The organism is Pseudomonas sp. FSL R10-1350, from assembly GCF_009600525.1.
GTDB lineage: Bacteria > Pseudomonadota > Gammaproteobacteria > Pseudomonadales > Pseudomonadaceae > Aquipseudomonas > Aquipseudomonas helleri.
The window spans coordinates 1-21560 of record NZ_WIVR01000076.1; the positions used below are offsets into that span (position 1 = coordinate 1).

The following is a 21560-nucleotide window of genomic DNA, read 5'->3' on the forward strand; positions in this document are numbered from 1 at the left end:
GTGGGGCACCGTGGGCGCGGCGGGCGCCGCGGTGGGCCCGCTGATCGGTGGCGCGCTGCTTGAGCACTTCTGGTGGGGGTCGGTGTTTTTGATCAACGTCCCGATCATGGCGGTGGTGATCCCGGTGGTGTTTGTGCTGTTGCCACGCGTCGAGCACACCACACCCGGCAAGTGGGCCGTCGGCCAGGCGCTGGTACTCATCGCCGGGATCATCGGCGTGGTTTATGGCATCAAGGCCAGTATCGGCGCCACGCAATCGCTGCTGTTCGCCATGCTGGTGATGGTGGCCGGGCTTGCGCTGCTGGTGCTGTTCGCTCGCCAGCAACTGCGCTCTGCCACGCCGATGCTGGACCTGTCGCTGTTCGCCCACCCGGCGCTGCTGGGCGGCATGATCATGGCGCTGGTGACCATCGGCGCGCTGGCAGGCGTGGAGCTGACCCTGGCCATGGAGCTGCAATACGTGCTGGACAAAACGCCGTTACAGGCGGGGATCTTCCTGATCCCGATCATGGCCGCCGCAGCGCTGGGCGGCCCGGTTGCCGGGTATCTGTCCAACCGCTTTGGCTTGCGCGGGGTCGCCAGCCTGTCATTGGCCACATCCGCCGGGGCGTTGGGTTTTCTCGCCTTTGCCGATTTCAATGCTGCCGGCATTGCTGTGCCGGCCATGTTGGCGGTGTTGGGGCTGGCGCTGAGTATCGGCCTGACCGCCTCGTCGATTGCCATCATGGGTTCGGTAGACGCCAGCAAGGGCGGCGCCGCCGGTTCACTGGAAGCCACCGCTTACGAACTGGGCACCGGCCTGGGCATCACCGTGTTCGGGGTGTTCATGTCCAAAGTGTTTGGCAGCACCCTGTCGCTGCCCGCTGAACTGGCGCCAGCACTGGCCGAACGGGCCGCCAGATCCATTGGCGACAGTTACGTGGTGGCCGGTGAACTGCCTGCCGCCCAGGGCAATGCCTTGATTGAAGCGGCCAAGCTGGCGTTTTCGAGTACTCACTCTGTCCTGCTCACCACATCGGCCGTGGTCATCGCGCTGCTGGCGGTGGTGGTGTTTGTACTTTTTGGGCGGCAACGCCAGCAGATTTAGGGGGGCATGGGCCGAGGTAGTTACAAAAAGGTGCGTACTTGTGGGAATGTCGAGGCGCCCATAGATTGCGCGCCTCACCCCCTGGAGCCCGATACCATGCGCACCCTGATCATTCTTGCCCACCCTACCCTCGATAAATCGGTGATAAACCACGCCTGGTTGAAAGCCCTGGCGGCCAGTGATCTGGAGGTCACTGTGCACCGCCTGTATGACGCCTACCCGAATGGCGGCCCCCTCGATGTAGACGCCGAACAGGCGCTGGTCCGCGCCCATGACTCGATCGTCTGGCAGTTCCCGTTCTACTGGTTCAGCACCCCGCCTCTGCTCAAGCAATGGCAAGACGAAGTACTGACCCATGACTTCGCTTACGGCCACGCAGAAGGGCAACGGCAGTTGGCCGGCAAGCGCATCGCCATGGCGATTTCTGCGGGCATCAAGCAAGAGGATTATCTGGACAGCGGGCGCTACCGCTACAGCCTTGACGAACTGCTACGGCCGCTCCAAGTCACCATTCGCTACATCGACGCGCAGGCCGTGAAGCCATGGGTGTTTTATGGCGCCGAGCACGACATTGACCTGCCGCAACTGGAAGAAAACGCCCAAGGGTACGTGAACTACCTGCGCCAACTGACCCAACCGGCCTGAGTCAGGCCTCAGTGACCTGCGCTGCAGATTCAGCGGGCAGCGGATTGCCCGCGTGCAGCGCGCCCCACTGACACATCGCATCGATAATCGGCTGCAAGGTGCGACCCAGCTCGGTCACCCGGTAAACCACCTTGGGCACCTTGCCCGGGAACGCTTCACGGTCGATCAAGTGGTCGCCCTGCAACTCCTTGAGTTGCTCGGTGAGCACCTTCGATGACAAGGGCTGCATAAGGCGCAGCAACTCGCCTGTGCGTTTGGGGCCTTCCATCAGGTGACAAAGAATCGCGCACTTCCAGCGCCCACCAATGGCCTGAATCGTTGCATCGATAGGAAAGTTGAACACCCTGTTGGTCATCGCCAGCGTCTCCGGATAAGGCTCACAGCCCGTAATTAGACACAGTGTGGCCCACATAAGCAAAACACCAACTGCAGGAGCTGCCGCCCTGTCTACGACGCCGCGCTGTCGCGCAGCAAACAGGACAGCGAGTATCTTCAGCATCCCCCAATCGGTTCCCTCTCCTTCGGGAGAGGGCTAGGGTGAGGGGCTCTTGGATCAAGATCAAAAGATCGCGAGCAAGCTCGCTCCTACAGGGCCTTTAGAATCAATCCGTTATTTTCTGTTTGATACGAGCGAGCTTGCCTCGCGATCTTTTAAACATCGCGTCCCGACCGGCAACTCCCGCCTATGCCCTTCTAAACCACCCCATCGCGCAAATAGTTATACAAATTAATTGACTTGTACAACACGCTCCCTATTCTCTAAAAACCTGTACAAGATATTTTCTTTGTACAAGAAAAGGAGGGAGTCAGATGCTCGATGCCATAGACACCGCCCCACTCGGGATCAGCCGCTTAGCCCGGCACGGCGACCTATCGGGTTGCGGGAGGCACTGTGTCTGACTTCCTGCACGATTTCGCCCGCCGTTTTGCCGCACTGGATGCCAGCAATTTGCATACGCTCCATGAGCTGTACAGCGACGATATTCACTTTCGGGATCCGCTGCATGAGATCCACGGCCTGGCAGCGCTGCAAGCCTATTTTGCGCAACTCTACGCCAACGTCAGCGAGCTGGGTTTCACCTTTCACGGTTATGACCCGGTGCAGGACGGTAGCGGGTATCTGCGCTGGACCTTGCACTATCGGCACCCGCGTCTGAGCCGTGGCCAACGCATAGACGTGGCTGGTTGTTCGCACCTGCTGTGGCACGAGAAGGTCTACCAGCACCGCGACTATTTCGATGCAGGCGCCCTGCTCTATGAGCATCTGCCGCTGATGGGCCCCGCGATTGGCTGGTTGAAAGGGAGGCTGGCATGAAGCGCATCTGGCTCACCGGCGCCAGCAGCGGCATTGGCGCGGCTCTGGCAGAGATCCTGTTGAATCAGGGCCATTTGCTGGCCGTGAGTGCGCGCAATGCCCAAGCTCTGGAGACATTGCACGCGGCGTTCCCGCAACAGGTCCTGGCGCTACCCGGCGACCTGACGGATCCGCTCCAGGTTCGAGCCATCGGCGAACAAATCGGGCAGGTCTGGGGCTATCTGGATCAGGTCATCTTGAATGCCGGCACCTGCGAGTATCTGGACGCGGGCCACTTCGAGGCCAACATGATTGAGCGCGTGATGCGCGCCAATGTGTTTTCCGCGGCCTATTGCGTAGAAGCCGCGCTGCCGCTGTTGCGCAAGGCCAAGCGGCCGCATCTGGTGGCCGTGTGCAGCTCGGTGACCTACTTGCCGCTGCCCCGCGCCGAAGCGTATGGCGCCTCCAAAGCGGCGATGCGCTATCTGTTTCAGTCGTTACGCATCGACGTGGCCCACGAGGGTATCGACGTCACGGTGGTCAGCCCGGGCTTCGTCGATACGCCGCTGACCCAACACAATGACTTCCCGATGCCAATGCGCTGGCCAGTGAATAAAGCGGCCACTTACATCGCTACCCGCCTCGACAAACGACCTTTGGAAATCGCCTTTCCCGGCCCCTTTATCGCTGTCCTTCGCTTACTGGCGGCTTTGCCTAAACGCCTGCAATTGGCCCTGGGCAAACGCATGGCGCGTCCTGACACAGAAGAATCTTCATGAAAATAGCCATCATCGGTAGCGGTATTTCCGGCCTGACCTGCGCCTATCTGCTCAACCGCAAGCACGACATTACTGTGTTTGAGGCCAGTGACTGGGTGGGCGGCCACAGCCATACGGTTGATGTTGAAGTGAAGGGCGAACGTTTTGCCATCGACACCGGTTTTATCGTGTTCAACGACTGGACCTACCCCAACTTCATCCGCCTGCTGGATCAACTGGGCGTGGCCTCACAACCCACCGAGATGAGCTTCTCGGTTCGCGATCCGAAGACGGGCACCGAATACAACGGCAACAATCTCAACAGCCTGTTTGCCCAGCGGCGCAACCTGCTGTCGCCGGGCTTCTGGGGCATGTTGCGCGATATTTTGCGCTTCAACCGCGAAGCCCTGCGCGACCTGCACGAACAGCGCATCGCAGCTGACACTACCCTCGGTGACTACTTGCAACAGAAGGGCTACGGTCAGCGCTTTATCGATCACTACATCGTCCCGATGGGGTCGGCGATCTGGTCGATGTCACTGGCCGACATGCAGGGTTTTCCGCTGCAGTTCTTTGTGCGTTTTTTTAAAAATCACGGGCTGCTGTCGGCAACCAACCGCCCGCAGTGGCGGGTGATCAGCGGCGGTTCGCGCAGTTATGTCACGGCGCTGAGCGCCAGTTTTGCTGAACGCATCCGCCTGAACTGCCCGGTGCATCGGGTTGAGCGCGACATTGGCGGGGTAACCCTGCACAGCGCCGCGGGCACCGAACGTTTTGACAGCGTGGTGTTCGCCTGCCACAGCGATCAGGCCCTGAGCCTGCTGGCGGCGCCCAGCCAGGCCGAACGCAAAATACTCGGGGCGCTGCACTATGCCGATAACGACGTGGTGCTGCACAGCGACACTCGTGTGTTGCCGAACCGCCGACTGGCATGGGCAAGCTGGAACTACCGCCTCGGCGGCTCAACCCGACAACCCGCCGCGCTCACTTACAACATGAACATCCTGCAAGGGCTGCAGAGCGACACGACCTTTTGCGTCAGCCTCAATCAGAACGAGGCGATTGACCCGAGCACCGTCCTTGGCCGCTACCGCTACGCCCACCCGCAATACACCTTGGCAGGTGTGGAGGCGCAGGCGCGCTGGGCAGAACTGCAAGGGGTGCAACACAGCTACTTCTGCGGGGCCTACTGGGCCAACGGTTTCCATGAGGACGGCGTGGTCAGCGGCTTGCGCGTGGCTGCGGCGTTCGGAGAAGAGCTATGAACAGCGCGCTCTACCGCGGCTGGGTCAGCCACCGTCGGTTGCTGCCGCGCGCCCACGCATTTCGCTATCGCATGGGCATGCTTTATCTGGACCTTGCCGAGCAAGCGCAAGTGCTGGGCCTGTCGTGGCTGGCCGGGCGTTCGCGCTGGGGCGCTTTTACCTTCCGCGAAACAGACTACTTGCCCCACGCCACGCGCCAGGGCGTAACGCTCAGTGATGCCGTGCGTTCGGTTGTTGAGCAGGCCTTGGGCCACGCCCCGCAAGGGCGCATCTGCCTGCTCACGCAGCCGCGCAGTTGGGGCTTGTCGTTCAACCCCATCAGCCTGTTTTACTGCTTCGAAGCCGATGGCAGCCTGGCCGCCATCCTCTGCGAAGTCAGCAACACGCCGTGGCGGGAACGCTACCACTACGTGCTGCCGACCCACGCCAGCGGCGAGTCACGCCATCGGGTGGCCAAGAGTTTTCATGTCTCGCCCTTTCTGCCTCGCGATCTGGAGTACCGCATGCGTTTCTCTGCGCCGGAGCAACAACTGAACGTGACCATGCAGGACTGGCAGGGCGAGCAAAAAGTCTTTGAGGCGGGCATGGGCCTGGAGCGCATCGAACTGACGCGCCACAGCCTGCATCGCCACTTGCTGGAGTTCCCCTGGATCACCGGCAAAACCGTACTCGCTATTTATTGGCAGGCTCTGCGCCTGCTGCTTAAACGCACGCCCGTGTTTTCCCATGAAGCCGCCGACGGTGAACAGCGCACCGCCCATTTGGAGTCTCGCCATGACAAACCCTAGTCTGAACCCCACCAGTACCGGTGATTCTGCGGCCAGTGGACTAGGCGCACGTCTGCTCAAAAAAGGCGTTTTGCGCAAGCTGGCCCAACTGCGCCATGGGCATTTGCTGGTCACGGTCGACGGTGAGCCCCTGAGCTTTGGCCAGCCAGATGCCGAGTTGCACGGCACACTCGAAGTGCATGACGCGGCCTTCTGGCCCATGGTGGCTTTGAATGGCTCCATCGGTGCGGGCGAGGCTTATATCCATGGGTATTGGAGCAGCCCCGACCTGACGGCGGTGATCCGCATTTTCGTGGCCAACCTTGACGTGCTGGATGACATGGAGCGCGGCCTGGCATTGCTACGCCGCCCGGTGGCAAAAGCCCTGCACTGGCTCAACCGCAACACGCGCCAAGGCTCGCAACGCAACATTTCAGCGCACTACGACTTGGGCAACGCGCTGTTCGAAAAACTGCTCGACCCGACCATGATGTATTCCGCAGCCATGTTCCGCTCCGCCAGCGACACCCTCGAACAGGCCCAACTGAACAAGCTGGCCTGCATCTGCGAAAAGCTCGACCTCAAACCCACCGACCACCTGCTGGAAATCGGCACAGGCTGGGGCAGCATGGCCCTGTATGCAGCCACCCACTACGGCTGCAAAGTCACCACCACGACCCTGTCCCATGAGCAGTTTGCGTATACCCACAAACGGATTGCCGAACTGGGCCTACAAGACCGCGTCACCCTGCTGTTGCAGGACTACCGTGACCTGACGGGCACCTACGACAAGCTGGTTTCTATCGAGATGATCGAGGCCGTCGGCCACCGTTTCCTGCCTACCTATTTCAAACAGTGCGCCCACCTGCTCAACGATGACGGGCTGATGCTGTTGCAAGCCATCACCATTCGGGACCAGCGCTACGAGCAGGCGAAAAAAACCGTCGACTTTATCCAGCGCTACATTTTCCCCGGCGGCGCACTGCCTTCGGTGACAGCCATGCTTAGCACCATCAGCCGCGACACCGACCTGAACCTGCACCACATGGAAGACTTCGGGCTGGATTACGCACGTACGCTGCGCCTGTGGCACGACAACCTGCGCAGCAACCAGCACAGCCTGGAAGCGCTGGGCTATGACCAGACGTTTTATCGCCTGTGGGAGTTTTACCTGTGCTACTGCGAAGGCGGCTTTCTGGAGCGCAGCATCGGCACCGCGCATCTGCTGCTCGCCAAACCTGGGGCCAGGCCGCAGCCCTATGGGCTAAAAGCCTGAACGGGCGTGGCCGGCTGTTTCTGAATGCCGGGCTTTTCCAACTGGGATGGTTCGCGTGTGTGTGGGGCGCGCATCGCCCCTGGCTGTTGCTGGTTGCCATCGCCTGCCTGGCGCTGCAACTAGGGTGGGTGGCAAAGGCGTTTAATGAATGGCGCGGCGTGCTGCGGGTGGCAGCCTGCGGCTGGGTGCTGGACAGCGCGCTGATGCACCTCGGGTTGTTCACCTTTTCGGGGAACACCGTGATGCTGCCGTTATGGCTGGCGCTGCTTTGGCTGCTTTTCGCCAGCACTTTGAACTACAGCCTCAACTGGACAAAACATCCTTGGTGGCTGGGCAGCCTGCTGGGTGCTGTTGCGGGGCCGCTCTCCTATTGGGGCGGCGCGACGTTGGCAGGTGTGGGCCTGCCGCTGGGTCTTTGGCCGAGCCTTCTAGTGCTCGCCCTCATTTGGGCGATGCTGATGCCCGCGCTGCACTGGGTGGCCGGGCACCCGGCACGTTGATTCAGGGCTGCTTGCGGAAGAACAAGGTGATCTGCCCCACCTCTACCCCGAACTTAGTCATGTACGAGCGATTGATCAGGGTGTCTTTGTCCATCATGTACATCCAGTCGTCCAACTGAACCTCATACTCCTTGCCGTCCACCGGCAGGTTCAGCACATAGTTCCAGCGCAGCGTGTTGCCCGCCACTTCGCCACGGGCCTCGCCCACCACGTCACCGGCAGTTCCGCGCCATTGGCCGGGGCCCGCCGGGGTCAGCGTCCAAACCCGTTTTTGCTTTGTACCATCGCTGTAGGTAAACGACTCGTCGAGGATCAGCTTGTCGCCTTCTGAGTGGCCGTTGACCTGCACATGGAAGCGCTTGACGACCTCACCTGAACGCTTTTGAAACATCCCCCAGGCCTCAACCCGCCCCTCAAAGAACTGGCGCACCTCAAACGTTGGCTTCTCTTGGCTGTAAGTCTGCACATCGACCCTGCTGCAACTGACAAGGCCTACGCATAGCAACATTACCCATAGCTTCAACATGTGCATTTCCTCGGTAGCGAAGGGGTCATTTCAGGGTTTGGCCTCTCCCAGCAATTGGGCACGCAGCTGTGGGTTGCGGGTTCGCGGGTCCAACCAAATCGCAAAAAAGGCTTTGGCAAACGCATCATCTTTCACCACGTGCTGCAGCGTGTCGCCGACGTAAAAACGCACGCCCTCGCCTGGTCTGTAAACGCCGGTGATGCGGTCACCGGGGCGTACATCGACAAACGCTTGCTGCATCTCCCGCTCCCAGCGTGCCGCCAGCTCAGGGCTCAGAGGGCCGGGCGCCAGGCGGCGGATTTCCTTGAGGCTGGCCTCGACCAGATCGTCGCGACTGATCGCACGGCTGTAGGTCAGCTCCAGCGCAAAAGGCGTGTCAGCACGCAACGGTTGGCGTGGGCTCCAGAAGCTCGCGTTGTAAATCGAGAAACCGAACATGCGCATCTCCCCGCTACCCAGCAAGTGAGCATCGGGTAAAGCTTCACGCCAATCCGCCAACAGTTCTGCGCTCTGGAGCAGCAAAGCAAGGCAGATCACGCAGCGGGTCAAGCGGTCCATCGGCATAGCCATGGGAGACCTCCACAACACTCAATGGACGTCTTGAAAACTTATACGAAATTATCGATTTGTACAGGTTATGTATGAAAGGAGGATAAAAGATCGGGAGACCAGAAAGTAAAAACCCGCAATTACGCGGGCTTCGACGTGGTTGCATCACGACGCGATTACTTTGCGGCGGCATCTTTAGCGGGAGCGCCAACGTTTTTGCGCTCACCGGTTGTAGACACTTCATACACGCTCGTAACCCAAGTGTCGGCGATCACGGTTTCTACCACGTAATTCTTCTTGGCCTGTGGCGTGAATTGCTGCGCAACGGGCTGTTCTTTGTCGAACGGTGTCGGCATGGGGATACCGTTGAAGGTGAACTGCTTGGCCTTGACCTGCCCTTCTACGTACAAGGTTTTGTCAGCCTCGACCAGCTTGCTGATGCTGTCAGTGCCACCGGCCATTCGCTTCAGATACGCCGGTATGCGCTTGAAGTAAGCCGTGTCATAAACCCGGTCACCCGCGCTATCAATACCAATATTGGTATACCCGTACATGTAACTGACAGGGTGATCGCCCTCACCGCCGATGGTGCGGAACGTCACGCTGGCTTGATGATCATTCATGACCAGTGGCACCACCGGCGCTGACGTAAGATCACCCGCCTTGCGGCTACTGCAACCGGTCATCGCAACAGCGAGTGCGATGGCTAACGGAAAGGCCAGATAAGTTTTCATTCGATCCTTGAACACGTTAAGAGAAGGACCGTATTGAACCATTTGCTGAAGGAAAGTTCCCTGTACGCTGTGGGAGCTTCACACCTTATCCGAGCCAAACCCTAAAGGATTAGCGCCATGAGCACGAAGTACCTGTTGCTGAGTTTTTGCGCTGTGTTACTGGTCGGCTGCACAGGCAGAGGCTTTCAACCGCCACCCGGAGCCTACACACAGTGGTACAAAAAGGGCGTCACCCAAGCGGGCGTCGACAACGCCATGCGTGCTTGCGGGTACACCAATCTTGATGGCGTGGGCGACACCTCGCCAATTGATGTTGTGCTGACGCGGTTCAACTGCATGAAGGACGCAGGGTTCAAGCGCAGGGACAACCTGGACCTGTGCAAGCAAGGCCGCATTGGCGAGTCACCGGTGTGTGAAGGTCGGCGGTAGCGCAATGGCAAAAGAGACGGCACGTTCCTTTACGGCTCAGCCGTTTGCCAGCGAGGAAAAATCACAAGCGAAGCAATGATCGCTAAAAGTGCACCACCGGTGCTGTAGAGCATCCGTAAAAATACCAAATCGAGCTCCGATCCTCCTGACTGGCCAATCTGCGCGACCAGAATGAAATGGGGAGTGAGGAACATTAAATAGCTGATGTGGCTCACAGAGCGCCCAGCCAGGGTGCCAATAGAGACAGGCAGTATCAGTGCAGCCAACAAAACCGGATCATGGATTACGTAACCAAGAACGGCAGCAATGGCTCCCCCCAAGAAGGTGCCACCGACGCGTTCCAGAGACATCTTCAACGTTGAAGACATGTAGGGCTGCATGATCAGAAACACCGTGAGGGTCATCCAGTAGCCGTAATGCAACGACCACAATTGAACCATCCAGACTGACAGGGCTCCCGACAGCGCTACGCGAAGACCATGCAGAAAGAGGTTAGATTTGGGTGTGAATTTTTCTCTGAGGGCCGACCATAAAACTGGCGGCTTAACAGCATCAGAATGATCGTTCTGACACCATTGGAACAGGAATGCGGAGCCTGTAGCCCATAAGCTGCCGTAGAGAAAGTAACGTGCATAATCCAGTCCCTGGGCAAAGTCCTTTGCCGGGAATGCAGTGGATACCGCAAATGCCGTCGCTGTCAGCAAAGCAGGAATGCTGATGCGCGCGCCGCAAACCTGGGCGTAAGCACCCGCAAACGCGAAGAGGGCCGACAGCACTATCGCCAGCGGCGGCCATTCCATCGTCCAGGCACCTAGCCCTGACGCCACGGCGCCGGTCATGCCGAAAACCAGGCCGACAATACAATCTTTTGGGGACTTATTGCTCGGAATCGACAGATAGCTCCAGAATGCGGCAATCGCTGACCAACAGAACAAAGGGTTGTGTAAGCGAGCCGCGAGGAGCGCCGGCACAGTACAGACAATCCCACCACACATTACGTAGCCAATGGGCACATTGCGTACCGCTTGCAACATCTTAACGGTCAGTGATTGCGACATGATCGAACCTTCACTACTCAACTGAAACCAGTGCGGTTCGATCGATCTTGTCAATCGAGGTCACCCCCGTGAGCGTCATTGCCACGCGCATTTCTTTCGAGAAGATATCCAGCATATTCTCGACCCCGTGCTGTCCGTCGGCGGCCAGAGCGTAAACCGTCGAACGCCCCAGCAGGCACGCCTTGGCGCCTAACGCGAGCATGCGCACAACATCCAGCCCGGAACGAATGCCGGAGTCCACCAGCACCGTCAGGTCATCGCCCACCACGTCGGCAATGGGAGGCAAAGCCTTGGCGGTGGACAGCACACCGTCCAATTGGCGACCGCCGTGATTGGAGACCACGATGCCATCAGCGCCAAAACTGACTGCGTCCTTGGCGTCCTGTGGATCAAGGATGCCCTTGATAATCATCGGGCCCTTCCAAAATTCGCGGATCCACTCCAAATCCTTCCAACTGATGGAGGGGTCGAAGTTATTGCCTAACCAGCCAACATAATCTTCCAGGGTGGTGGCTTTGCCCATGTACTTGGAGATGTTGCCCAAATCATGCGGGCGACCGAGGATACCGACATTCAACGCCCAATCCGGCCGAGTAGTGGCTTGCAGGATGCGCCGTGTAGCTGCGAATGGACCGGACATGCCCGAGTGGGCATCACGGTAACGAGCGCCTGGTGTCGGCATGTCTACGGTGAACACCAGCGTGGTAACGCCAGCTGCTTGAGCGCGCTCCAAGGCATTACGCATGAACCCGCGATCCTTGAGCACATAGAGTTGAAACCAGATCGATTGCGGACTCTGGGAAGCAACCTCTTCAATCGAGCAGACCGATACTGTGGACAGGCAAAAGGGGATGCCTTTCGTGGCCGCAGCCTTGGCCGCTTGCACTTCACCACGACGGGCGTACATACCGGTCAGTCCAACGGGGCTGAGGATGATCGGCAGACTCTGTTCCATCCCGAATAGCGTCGTCTTGAGACTCAGGCTGTCAACATTTCTCAAGATGCGTTGACGCAAGCTGATGCTGGCAAGGTCAGAGCTATTGGCCCGCAGTGTGTGTTCGGCATAGGCGCCGCCGTCGATGTAGTCGAATAGAAATCGCGGCAACTTGCGTCTGGCAGCTTCGCGATAGTCGGACGCCGATGAAATAATCATTCTCTACAACTCCTATGTGTCTAGAAAATTTCAGCGACGCAGGAGGTTGCTGAATGGATTTCACGATAAGGGTTTGTTGATCATGATAAAAACAACTTTTCCTACTCAAAATAAGTCGCTATTGGAATACACATGAATCTCAGAACGCTGCGAGTGTTTGTAGAAGTGGTGCGCCAGGGAGGGTTCTCACAAGCCGCTGAGGTGGTGTCTTTGACTCAGTCTTCAGTCAGCAAGGCGGTCAGGACGCTCGAAGATGAACTGGGAACACCACTCTTGAACCGTATCGGCCATAAAAGCGAGTTGACGGCCGCCGGTGAGATTGCCTTTCGACGCGCACTGGTTTTACTCGCAGAGCGCAACGATCTGATCGCAGAGATCAATGATCTGCGGGATCTGAAGGGCGGTACGCTGCGGATCGGCTTGCCGCCTGTAGGCTGTGGGGTGTTGTTCGCTCAGATGTTTGCCACTTATCGCAGCCGTTATCCGAGGGTGAATATAGAACTGATAGAGCATGGGAGTAAGAAACTGCGTGAGTGCCTGGAGGCCGGAGAGGTGGACCTGGCTGCACTACTGATTCCGATCGATGAAACGTTCGCTTATCAGCAAGTGCGTAACGAGCCCTTAGTGGCTGTACTGCCTGGCGCCCATTCGCTTTCGCAACGCAAGCGGATCAACTTCAGTGATCTGGCGGATTCGCCATTCATCCTCTTTGAGGAGGGGTTTGCACTTAACTCATTAATAATGGCCGCATGTGATCGAAGAGCGATTGTGCCCCGAGTGACAGCCCGCAGCGGGCAAATTGATTTCATCGCCGACCTGGTAGCCGCTGGTTTGGGTGTAGCATTTTTACCGCGAATGCTTGCGCAAAAACATAAACATGCTGGCATCGCTCTGGTACCTCTTGAAGAGCCAGATACGGATTGGAACATCGCACTGGCTTGGCGTGCCGGTGCGCATTTGCCTCCGGCTGCAATAGCCTGGTTAGAGCTGGCCAAAGAGCTGAGATAGTCCAACAAGATCCAATACCGAAAAGCGAACGACCGCGATGGGCTTTTAAGAGCGCCATTGCGAAGGGGTCGACGCAATTTAAATTTTTTGTAAAAGATTCCCATTGGCAATTCGTCTTCTCTCTATGGATCACATAATGACCACTAGACAGGAGCCAATGGATGTCCGCTTGTACCTCTTCCCCGCCTTTCAGTCTGCGCAGTGTCGCGCTGGCATTTAGCCTTTCCGGCTCGCTATTGGCCACTAGCGGCGCGTGGGCAGAACCCGTCAGTTACATGATTTCGGCAGGATCTCTCACCAATGCGATCAACACGTTTTCCGCTGCAAGCGGGGTGACAGTGAGCTTTAGCAGCGAAGAAACGGCTGGCTTGAGCACGGCGGGGTTGCAGGGGCATTACGAGCCGGAGCAGGGCCTTGCCCTACTGCTGCAAGGCAGCGGTCTGAAGTTCCAGCAAGTGGGAGACAAGCGCTACGTGCTGGCGCGATCTAACGCGTCTGATTCAATGGAGCTGGCGGCAACGACCGTCTCCGGCGCGGGGTTGGGCGTCACGACCGAAGGGACAGGCAGTTATGCCACGGGCTCGGCAAGCACCGCGACCGGTCTGCGCCTGTCCGCACGCGAGACGCCGCAATCGATCAGCGTGGTGACACGCCAGTTGATTGAAGACTTGAACTTGAACGATGTGACCCAGGTACTTGAGCAGACCCCAGGCGTGGTGGTCGAGAGCATGGGGCCCGCCGGTAGCGACTCTAATCACATTTATGTGCGGGGCTTTGAAATCAGCAACATTCAGGTTGACGGGGTTAATCGGCCTGACACATTCGGGTTCAGTGATGACCTTTCTGACACTGTCACCTATGACCGGATCGAGGTGGTACGCGGCGCGACGGGGCTGATGTCAGGGACCGGGGATCCGGGCGCCACCGTCAACTTGATTCGCAAAAAGCCGACACTTGAAACCAAGCGCACGCTCACGCTTAAGGCGGGTTCTTGGGATGACTACCGTGCTGAGCTGGACATTTCCGGCAAATTGTCCGAAAGCGGCAATGTACGTGGACGTTTCGTCGCGTCGAGCAGTGATAGCCGCAGTTACATTGACCGCCAGACCCTGGAACGGCAGGTGGCATATGGGGTGCTGGAATGGGACGTCACCGATGACACGATGCTGACAGTCGGTGCGGAATATCAGGACATGGACAACAAAGGAGCCGGCAATCACGGTTTTCCGATGTTTACCTCCGATGGCGGTCACTTCAGTCCGTCCCGCTCGTTCAACTCGGGCGCAGACTGGGGCTATCACAAGCGTAGGACCAAGACGCTGTTCACCACCCTGGATCACGAACTGGATAACGGCTGGCATCTCAAGTTCAACGCCGAACACAGTCGCCGCAGCTATGACGACGCCTTCGCCACGGCCGCAAGCGGCACTGTGAAACCAGATGGCAGTGGTATCAGTACGTGGACCGGGCGTTGGTCCGGTGAGCCTCGTCAAACCACATTCGACGTGTCGGCGACCGGCCCTTTTGAGCTGTTCACTCGCGAGCACCAACTGTATCTGGGGGCCAGCCACTCCAAGTCGTATTACCGAAATGATGGCTACCCACTGTGGTCGTTTGAAGACATCGACAACATCTACACATGGGATGGTTCGCTGGCCATTCCCGATGCCATCTACACCAAATCCTCACGTGATGCGCTGGATGAAAAACAGGATGGTTTAGTCGCTTCGGTTCGCTGGAGCCTGGCCGACGACCTGTCGTTGATCACTGGGGCTCGGGTAATAGATTGGAGGCGAGATGAGGCCTCCACCACCCTGTCGACCGGCACTGTCAAACGTACTTCGCGCACTGAAAACGGGATCGTGACGCCTTACTTGGGTTTGGTGTATGACATCGACGATCACTGGTCGGCTTATGCCAGCTACACCACGATTTTCCAACCGCAGAACTACAAAGACGTCAATGGCAGCTATTTGGACCCTAAAGAAGGCGTGAACTACGAGCTGGGCATCAAGAGCGAGTTCTGGGACAAGCGTTTGACCGCGGCACTGAGCGTCTTTGAGGTACACCAAGACAACCTGGCGGTGGCTGATGGCAACCAATTGGCGCCGGACGGCAATCAAGCCTACCGCGCCGAGTCCGGCACCAAAACCCGCGGCTTTGAGATGGAAATGGCGGGTGAAATTCTGCCCGATTGGCAGGTCTTGGCCAGCTATACCTATGCCGAGGTAAAAGACTCGGATGATAAGCGCCTCTTGACTGAAGTGCCTCGCGACACGGTGAAGCTGTTTACCAGCTATCGCCTTGGCTCACTCCCGCAATTGAAAGTGGGCGGAGGTGTGCGCTGGCAAGGCACCGAATACTACAAAGGTGCCGGGCCTAACAATGAGACGTTCTCACAGGGCGCTTACAGTGTGGTCGATTTGATGGCGCAATACGCCGTCACCCCGCAAACCAGCGTTTCGCTAAACCTCAACAACGTGCTGGACAAGAGCTACTACACCGCGATTGGCTCTCGTGGCTGGTATGGCGCCCCACGTAGCGCAACGGCCACCTTGGTCTACGCCTTCTAAACGTCAGAAGCCCCCTGATCAGCGCCCCACATGTAAGCGTGAGCTTGCTCGCGAGTTATTGATGGTGAGGGCGTGCCGAGCCACAGCGAGGCACCGAGTGGTTGGGGCGAAAACCGCTTGGTTACTTTGCGCTTTCAAAGTGACGCGCCGTACCAAGACACACCAACACGGTGCTTGGCGATGCTCAGAGCTGCCAGAATTTGCCAGACCCAAAAAGCCGAAAGCCCGCAATTACGCGGGCTTAAGGGTGTTTCTTGCTAATTGGTGCCGGTCACTGCCGGACGCCCAATCATTCCCACTCAATCGTCGCCGGTGGCTTGCTCGATACGTCGTAGGTGACGCGCGAGATGCCTTCGATTTCGTTGATGATGCGACCGCTCACGGTTTCGAGCAGTTCGTAAGGCAGGTGAGCCCAACGCGCGGTCATGAAGTCGATGGTTTCGACGGCACGCAGGGCAACTACCCAGGCGTAACGACGGCCATCGCCTACAACGCCAACCGATTTAACCGGCTGGAACACAACGAAGGCTTGGCTGACTTTGTGGTACCAGTCGGCTTTGCGCAGTTCTTCGATGAAGATGTGGTCAGCACGACGCAGCAGGTCGGCGTATTCCTTTTTCACTTCACCCAAGATACGCACGCCCAGGCCCGGGCCCGGGAATGGGTGGCGGTAGACCATGTCGTACGGCAGGCCGAGTTCCAGGCCCAGACGGCGGACTTCGTCTTTGAACAGCTCACGCAGGGGTTCTACCAGCTTGAGGTTCATTTCTTCCGGCAAGCCACCTACGTTGTGGTGCGACTTGATGACGTGGGCTTTGCCGCTTTTGGCGCCAGCCGACTCGATCACGTCCGGGTAGATGGTGCCCTGCGCCAGGTACTTGATGTTGTCCAGTTTGTTGGACTCGGCATCGAATACGTCGATGAAGGTGCGACCGATGATTTTGCGCTTTTTCTCCGGGTCGTTTTCGCCAGCCAGGTTGTTCAGGAACTGGTCGGCAGCGTTGGCACGGATCACTTTAACGCCCATGTTCTCTGCGAACATGGCCATCACCTGGTCACCTTCGTGCAGGCGCAGCAGGCCGTTGTCGACGAAGACGCAGGTCAGTTGGTCGCCGATAGCCTTGTGCAGCAACGCTGCTACTACCGAGGAGTCAACACCGCCGGACAAGCCCAGCAGGACGTTGTCGGTGCCAACCTGGGCACGGATGGTGGCGATGGCGTCTTCCGCGATTTTCGACGGCGTCCACAGCGCATCACAGCCGCAGATGTCGAGGATGAAGCGCGACAGGATGCGACCGCCCTGCTTGGTGTGGGTCACTTCCGGGTGGAACTGCACGCCGTAGTAAGCACGCTCGTCGTTGAACATGCCGGCAATCGGGCAGCTCGGGGTGCTGGCCAGAACGTGGAAGTCGGATGGCATTTTGGTGACCTTGTCACCGTGGCTCATCCACACGTCCAGACCGAACAGGCCGTCAGCGTCGATGTGGTCTTCGATGCCGTCGAGCAGGCGGCTTTTGCCGACCACGTCTACGCGGGCATAACCGAATTCACGCAGCTCGGAACCTTCAACCTTGCCACCCAGCTGTTCAGCCATGGTCTGCATGCCGTAGCAGATACCGAAAACCGGCACGCCGAGGTCAAATACCGCTTGCGGGGCACGCGGGCTGTTGGCTTCGTGTACAGACTCCGGGCCACCGGCCAGGATGATGCCTTTAGGGGCAAATTCGCGGATCGCTGCGTCGTCCATGTCGAACGGGTGCAGTTCGCAGTAAACACCGATTTCACGAACGCGACGGGCGATCAACTGGGTGTACTGAGAACCGAAGTCCAGAATCAGGATGCGGTGAGCGTGAATGTCGAGGGACATGACTATATCTCGATAAATTTCAGAAACGACACGGGGCTGAATCAAACAGCCCCGGTGATTTAATTCGTATCGCACCCGGGTTGGAGCCCGGATGCGACCACTATCAACCTACGCGATAGTTAGGTGCTTCTTTGGTGATCTGCACGTCGTGGACGTGGGATTCAGCCATGCCAGCGCCGGTGATGCGCACAAACTCAGGCTTGGTACGCATTTGCTCGATGTCGGCGCTGCCGGTGTAACCCATCGAGGAACGCAGACCGCCCATCAGTTGGTGAATGATCGCGGTGAGCGACCCTTTGTACGGTACGCGACCTTCGATGCCTTCCGGCACCAGCTTCTCGGCACCCGCGGAGGAGTCCTGGAAGTAACGGTCGGAAGAACCCTGGGACTGCGACATCGCACCCAGCGAACCCATGCCGCGGTAAGCCTTGTACGAACGGCCCTGGAACAGTTCGATTTCGCCTGGTGCTTCTTCAGTACCGGCAAACATCGAACCCATCATGACGCAGGAAGCACCGGCCACGATGGCCTTGGACAGGTCACCCGAGAAACGGATGCCGCCGTCGGCGATCAACGGTACGCCCGAGCCTTCAAGGGCTGCGGCCACGTTGGCAATCGCGCTGATTTGCGGAACGCCAACACCGGCTACGATACGGGTGGTGCAGATCGAGCCTGGGCCGATACCGACTTTAACGGCGTCAGCGCCAGCTTCTGCCAGAGCCAAAGCCGCAGCGCCAGTGGCGATGTTGCCGCCAATGACCTGTACCTCAGGGAAGTTCTGCTTGACCCAACGCACGCGGTCGATCACGCCTTTGGAGTGACCGTGGGCGGTGTCGACTACCACCACGTCAACACCTGCAGCCACCAGGGCTGTAACGCGATCTTCGGTGTCTTTGCCAGTACCGACAGCAGCGCCTACGCGCAGACGACCTTGGTCATCCTTGCTGGCCAGCGGGTATGCCTTGGCTTTTTCGATGTCGTTGACGGTCATCATGCCTTTGAGGGCAAAGCTGTCGTCGACGATCAACACGCGCTCGATGCGGTGTTTGTGCAGCAGTTCACGGGCTTCGTCCTTGTCGGCGCCTTCCTTGACCGTGACCAGACGCTCTTTAGGCGTCATCACTTCACGAACGGTGGCTTCCAGACGGCTTTCGAAGCGCACGTCACGGGAGGTCACGATGCCGACCAGGTCGCCATTGTGCAGTACCGGAACGCCGGAGATATTGTGCTGGCGGGTCAATTCGAACAGTTCACGCACCGTGGCGTCAGCTTCGATAGTGATGGGTTCTTTAACCACACCGGCTTCGTAGCGTTTGACCTTGCGCACTTCGTGAGCTTGCTGCTCGATGGTCATGTTCTTGTGGATGATGCCGATGCCGCCTTCCTGAGCCATGGCGATTGCCAGACGGGCTTCAGTGACGGTGTCCATTGCGGCGGAGACCAGCGGAATATTCAGTTCAATGCCACGGGTCAAACGAGTCTTTAGACTGACTTCGTTCGGAAGAACCTCGGAATAACCGGGAACGAGAAGGATGTCATCGAAGGTGAGTGCTTCTTGGCTGATACGCAGCATCGCTGGGGCTCCCGAGCGGGAAAATGGAAGCGCGCCATTGTACTCAAAACACCTGTGGCTCTCAACGGAAACCTTTAGAGAGTTTTGCGCTAAAAGCCATGATTTATTGACCCGCGAGGCAGAAAAAGCCCTTACAACTCGACTTTGACCCACGCCACCGGCTGATCCAGCCAGTCGGCAAACTCGTCGAGGAAGCTCTGCTTGAACCCCGCCTCGGCCCAGTTATTAAAAATAAACCCCAGGTTGGAGAAGCCGCACGGCTGCAAAAACAGAAAGCCATTGATGTCGTCTTCATGGCCACACAAAGGGCAAACAAAGTTGTCCGTGTGCCCTGGCATCCATTCTTCGAGGCTGTCGAACAACGCCTCGCCGACTTCCTTGCGGCACTCGGCGCAGCCTGCTTCTTCCAGAAAATCTTTGACCGGCGTGTAGATGCAACGCTTGGTGATGATCTCCAGACCGTTGATCGGGTGGCCAAACGGCAGCGCTTCAGGGTGCAACACCACGCTGGCCGCCCCCGGCGCGATGGCATAGGCCATGGCGCTGCCATTGCGCCCGCAGGTGCTGAGCTCTTCTTCAATGATGTTTTTACGCACCAGCCAGCGCACGATCGCGCGGGCACGCGGCTCATGGACCGGCAAGGTGGAGATTTTAGGAACGATGATGCTTTGCGAATTCATGGGTACGGCACATATAAGAAAAAAGAAATCTATCACCCGTGGGAGCGGGCTTGCTCGCGATGGAATCTGCGCGGTGGGTCTGGCTAACCGAGTTGCCTACATCGCGAGCAAGCCCGCTCCCACAAGGTGTCGGAAAGGATAATTCTGTGGTCAAGCACTCAAATAGCGCGCAATCAGCGCAACGCCGCTGGCCAGCACCAGCCAGGTCACCAGCCGGACAAACGCCTCGCGGGACAATTTGATCGCCAGTTTACGCCCTATCCACAGCCCCAGCGCCATGGCCGGTAACAGAAAGGCGGCCAACCATAACAACTCGCCATCGGTGTACACACCCGCGATCACGAACAAGCTCAAACGCACCACGGTGCTGCAACTGATCAACGCACTTTGCGTGGCCCGCGCTGCGTCCTTGGTCAGCCGCGCGTTCAGGTACAGCGCGTATAAAAAACCGCCGCTGCCAAATAGCGCACCGAATAACCCGCCTATGACCCCGGTCGGCACCGCCCACCCCGCCGCCACTTGGCTGGGCCGCACTTTTACCGCCAGGCTGTACACCGCATAAGCGCTGACAAACACGCCCATCAACAGCAGCAACAGGTCGGATTGCAGGTTGAGCAAAAACACCACGCCGATGATGCAACCGACGGCCATGCACGGTAGCAAGCGCAGCAACTCCGGACGAGCCACGTCACGACGGGCGGGCAACCAGTTACCAAAGGCGGCGACAAAATCCAGCAGCACCAGCAGCGGGATGATCTTCGACAGCGGCAGGCACAGGATCAAAATGGGCCCGGCCACCAGTGCCGTACCAAACCCCGCCACACCAAACACGATGTAAGCCAGCGCCACAGCCAGCTCAATCAACACCCACTCACCGCCGGTAAAAGGCAAATCCATTGCTGCGCTTCCTTATTTTTGGAGCGCGGACTTTAACCAGCAGGTGCAGTCAAAACAATCCGCCCTTATGATGGCCGGCATGATTAAAGATCCCTTTGCACGACTCAATCTCGACCGGGAAGTCCTGACCGTCAGCCAGCTCAACGGCCGCGCGCGGGTCTTGCTCGAAGACGTGTTCAGCAATATCTGGGTCGAGGGCGAAATCTCCAACCTCGCCCGCCCGGCGTCTGGGCACATTTACTTCACCCTTAAAGACAGCGGTGCCCAAGTGCGCTGCGCGTTGTTTCGCAACAACGCCGCACGGGTACGCCAGGCGCTAAAAGATGGCCTGGCGGTCAAAGTACGCGGCAAGGTGTCGCTGTTTGAAGGGCGCGGCGATTACCAGTTGATCCTCGACACCGTCGAGCCCGCCGGTGATGGCGCATTGCGCCTGGCCTTTGATGCTCTTAAAGAGAAACTCAGCGCCGAAGGCTTGTTCAGTGCCGAGCGCAAAGTCCCGCTGCCGGCTCACCCGCAGCGCATCGGCATCATCAGTTCGCCAACCGGGGCGGTGATCCGCGACATCATCAGCGTGTTCCGCCGCCGTGCACCGCAAGTAGAACTGACCCTGATCCCCACCGCCGTGCAGGGCCGCGAAGCCACCGCGCAAATTGTCCGGGCGCTAAAGCTGGCCGATGCGCGGGGCTTTGACGCCTTGATTCTGGCCCGGGGCGGCGGATCGCTCGAAGACCTGTGGTGCTTTAACGAAGAAGCCGTTGCACGGGCGGTGGACGCCTGTGTGACGCCGATCGTCAGTGCCATCGGGCACGAAACCGATGTGTCGATCAGTGACTTTGTTGCCGACGTGCGGGCGCCGACGCCGTCTGCTGCGGCCGAATTGCTGGCGCCGGACGCCAGCGACCTGCAACGCCGGGTCGACAG

At 58.5% G+C, this 21560-nt stretch carries 22 protein-coding genes; 12 read left to right on the forward strand and 10 right to left on the reverse strand.

Annotation, left to right across the window (positions count from 1 at the left end; translation table 11 throughout):
- Together GHO25_RS22605 and GHO25_RS22610 are read left to right on the forward strand one after the other, a co-directional pair.
- The coding region (locus GHO25_RS22605) for an MFS transporter (protein ID WP_153392519.1) at positions 1–1087 on the forward strand (1087 nt) is incomplete at its 5' end.
- 96 nt (positions 1088–1183) lie between these two features.
- Complete coding sequence (locus tag GHO25_RS22610) at positions 1184–1732, forward strand: NAD(P)H-dependent oxidoreductase (RefSeq protein ID WP_153328832.1); 549 nt, start codon at positions 1184–1186, stop codon at positions 1730–1732.
- Position 1733: 1 nt separating this feature from the next.
- Here the strand turns inward: GHO25_RS22610 and GHO25_RS22615 are convergent, their stop codons facing one another.
- Positions 1734–2087: a helix-turn-helix domain-containing protein gene (locus tag GHO25_RS22615; protein WP_153328833.1), complete on the reverse strand. Its 354-nt coding sequence runs from the start codon at positions 2085–2087 to the stop codon at positions 1734–1736.
- A gap of 537 nt (positions 2088–2624) precedes the next feature.
- Here GHO25_RS22615 and GHO25_RS22620 point away from each other — a divergent pair.
- Genes GHO25_RS22620 through GHO25_RS22645 form a run of 6 tightly spaced genes read left to right on the forward strand, consistent with a single transcriptional unit; the run spans position 2625 to position 7592 of the window.
- Positions 2625–3047, forward strand: coding sequence for a nuclear transport factor 2 family protein (locus GHO25_RS22620; protein WP_048367048.1), 423 nt, complete (start codon positions 2625–2627; stop codon positions 3045–3047).
- The gene (locus GHO25_RS22625; protein WP_153328835.1) at positions 3044–3805 is read left to right on the forward strand and encodes an SDR family oxidoreductase; all 762 of its coding nucleotides are present in this window, start codon (positions 3044–3046) and stop codon (positions 3803–3805) included. The genes GHO25_RS22620 and GHO25_RS22625 overlap by 4 nt, the downstream gene beginning before the upstream one ends.
- Positions 3802–5049, forward strand: coding sequence for an NAD(P)/FAD-dependent oxidoreductase (locus tag GHO25_RS22630; RefSeq protein ID WP_153328837.1), 1248 nt, complete (start codon positions 3802–3804; stop codon positions 5047–5049). The genes GHO25_RS22625 and GHO25_RS22630 overlap by 4 nt, the downstream gene beginning before the upstream one ends.
- Positions 5046–5837, forward strand: a complete 792-nt coding sequence (locus tag GHO25_RS22635) for a DUF1365 domain-containing protein (RefSeq protein ID WP_048367052.1) — start codon at positions 5046–5048, stop codon at positions 5835–5837. Before GHO25_RS22630 ends, GHO25_RS22635 begins: the two co-directional genes overlap by 4 nt.
- Entirely contained in the window at positions 5824–7092 is a 1269-nt protein-coding gene (locus tag GHO25_RS22640; protein WP_048367054.1) for a cyclopropane-fatty-acyl-phospholipid synthase family protein, read from the forward strand. The genes GHO25_RS22635 and GHO25_RS22640 overlap by 14 nt, the downstream gene beginning before the upstream one ends.
- Entirely contained in the window at positions 7089–7592 is a 504-nt protein-coding gene (locus GHO25_RS22645; protein ID WP_153392532.1) for a DUF2878 domain-containing protein, read from the forward strand. The genes GHO25_RS22640 and GHO25_RS22645 overlap by 4 nt, the downstream gene beginning before the upstream one ends.
- A 1-nt stretch (position 7593) precedes the next feature.
- Here the strand turns inward: GHO25_RS22645 and GHO25_RS22650 are convergent, their stop codons facing one another.
- The 3 genes from GHO25_RS22650 to GHO25_RS22660 all read right to left on the reverse strand — a co-directional run bounded on the left by GHO25_RS22650 (position 7594) and on the right by GHO25_RS22660 (position 9401).
- On the reverse strand, positions 7594–8118 hold the full coding sequence (locus GHO25_RS22650) for a DUF3833 domain-containing protein (RefSeq protein WP_048367055.1): 525 nt from the start codon (positions 8116–8118) through the stop codon (positions 7594–7596).
- Positions 8119–8148: 30 nt separating this feature from the next.
- Complete coding sequence (locus GHO25_RS22655; protein ID WP_371928999.1) at positions 8149–8688, reverse strand: chalcone isomerase family protein; 540 nt, start codon at positions 8686–8688, stop codon at positions 8149–8151.
- 155 nt (positions 8689–8843) lie between these two features.
- Positions 8844–9401 (reverse strand): hypothetical protein, encoded by a 558-nt coding sequence (locus GHO25_RS22660; protein WP_048367057.1) that lies wholly within the window; start codon positions 9399–9401, stop codon positions 8844–8846.
- A 117-nt stretch (positions 9402–9518) separates the two neighbouring features.
- On the opposite strand from GHO25_RS22660, the gene GHO25_RS22665 reads away from it, so the two are divergent.
- Positions 9519–9830: a hypothetical protein gene (locus tag GHO25_RS22665; protein WP_048367058.1), complete on the forward strand. Its 312-nt coding sequence runs from the start codon at positions 9519–9521 to the stop codon at positions 9828–9830.
- A gap of 29 nt (positions 9831–9859) precedes the next feature.
- On the opposite strand, the gene GHO25_RS22670 is transcribed toward GHO25_RS22665, so the two are convergent.
- Both GHO25_RS22670 and lldD read right to left on the reverse strand, forming a co-directional pair.
- Positions 9860–10888: an FUSC family protein gene (locus GHO25_RS22670; RefSeq protein WP_153392520.1), complete on the reverse strand. Its 1029-nt coding sequence runs from the start codon at positions 10886–10888 to the stop codon at positions 9860–9862.
- Between the two features lie 13 nt (positions 10889–10901).
- Positions 10902–12041, reverse strand: coding sequence for an FMN-dependent L-lactate dehydrogenase LldD (gene lldD / locus GHO25_RS22675; RefSeq protein ID WP_153328841.1), 1140 nt, complete (start codon positions 12039–12041; stop codon positions 10902–10904).
- Positions 12042–12173: 132 nt separating this feature from the next.
- Here lldD and GHO25_RS22680 point away from each other — a divergent pair, with 132 nt between their 5' ends.
- Complete coding sequence (locus tag GHO25_RS22680; protein ID WP_048367061.1) at positions 12174–13049, forward strand: LysR family transcriptional regulator; 876 nt, start codon at positions 12174–12176, stop codon at positions 13047–13049.
- Between the two features lie 161 nt (positions 13050–13210).
- Positions 13211–15622, forward strand: coding sequence for a TonB-dependent receptor (locus GHO25_RS22685; RefSeq protein WP_153392523.1), 2412 nt, complete (start codon positions 13211–13213; stop codon positions 15620–15622).
- Between the two features lie 289 nt (positions 15623–15911).
- Here the strand turns inward: GHO25_RS22685 and guaA are convergent, their stop codons facing one another.
- From guaA to GHO25_RS22705, 4 genes are all read right to left on the reverse strand, one after another.
- The gene (guaA, locus tag GHO25_RS22690; RefSeq protein WP_048367063.1) at positions 15912–17489 is read right to left on the reverse strand and encodes a glutamine-hydrolyzing GMP synthase; all 1578 of its coding nucleotides are present in this window, start codon (positions 17487–17489) and stop codon (positions 15912–15914) included.
- A gap of 103 nt (positions 17490–17592) precedes the next feature.
- Positions 17593–19062: an IMP dehydrogenase gene (gene guaB, locus GHO25_RS22695; RefSeq protein WP_048367064.1), complete on the reverse strand. Its 1470-nt coding sequence runs from the start codon at positions 19060–19062 to the stop codon at positions 17593–17595.
- Positions 19063–19193: 131 nt separating this feature from the next.
- Positions 19194–19742 (reverse strand): sugar ABC transporter ATPase, encoded by a 549-nt coding sequence (locus tag GHO25_RS22700; protein ID WP_153392526.1) that lies wholly within the window; start codon positions 19740–19742, stop codon positions 19194–19196.
- 150 nt (positions 19743–19892) lie between these two features.
- Entirely contained in the window at positions 19893–20639 is a 747-nt protein-coding gene (locus tag GHO25_RS22705; RefSeq protein WP_048367068.1) for a sulfite exporter TauE/SafE family protein, read from the reverse strand.
- A gap of 79 nt (positions 20640–20718) precedes the next feature.
- Between GHO25_RS22705 and xseA the strand changes: the two genes are divergently transcribed.
- On the forward strand, positions 20719–21560 hold an 842-nt coding region (xseA, locus tag GHO25_RS22710), incomplete at its 3' end, for an exodeoxyribonuclease VII large subunit (RefSeq protein ID WP_178110191.1).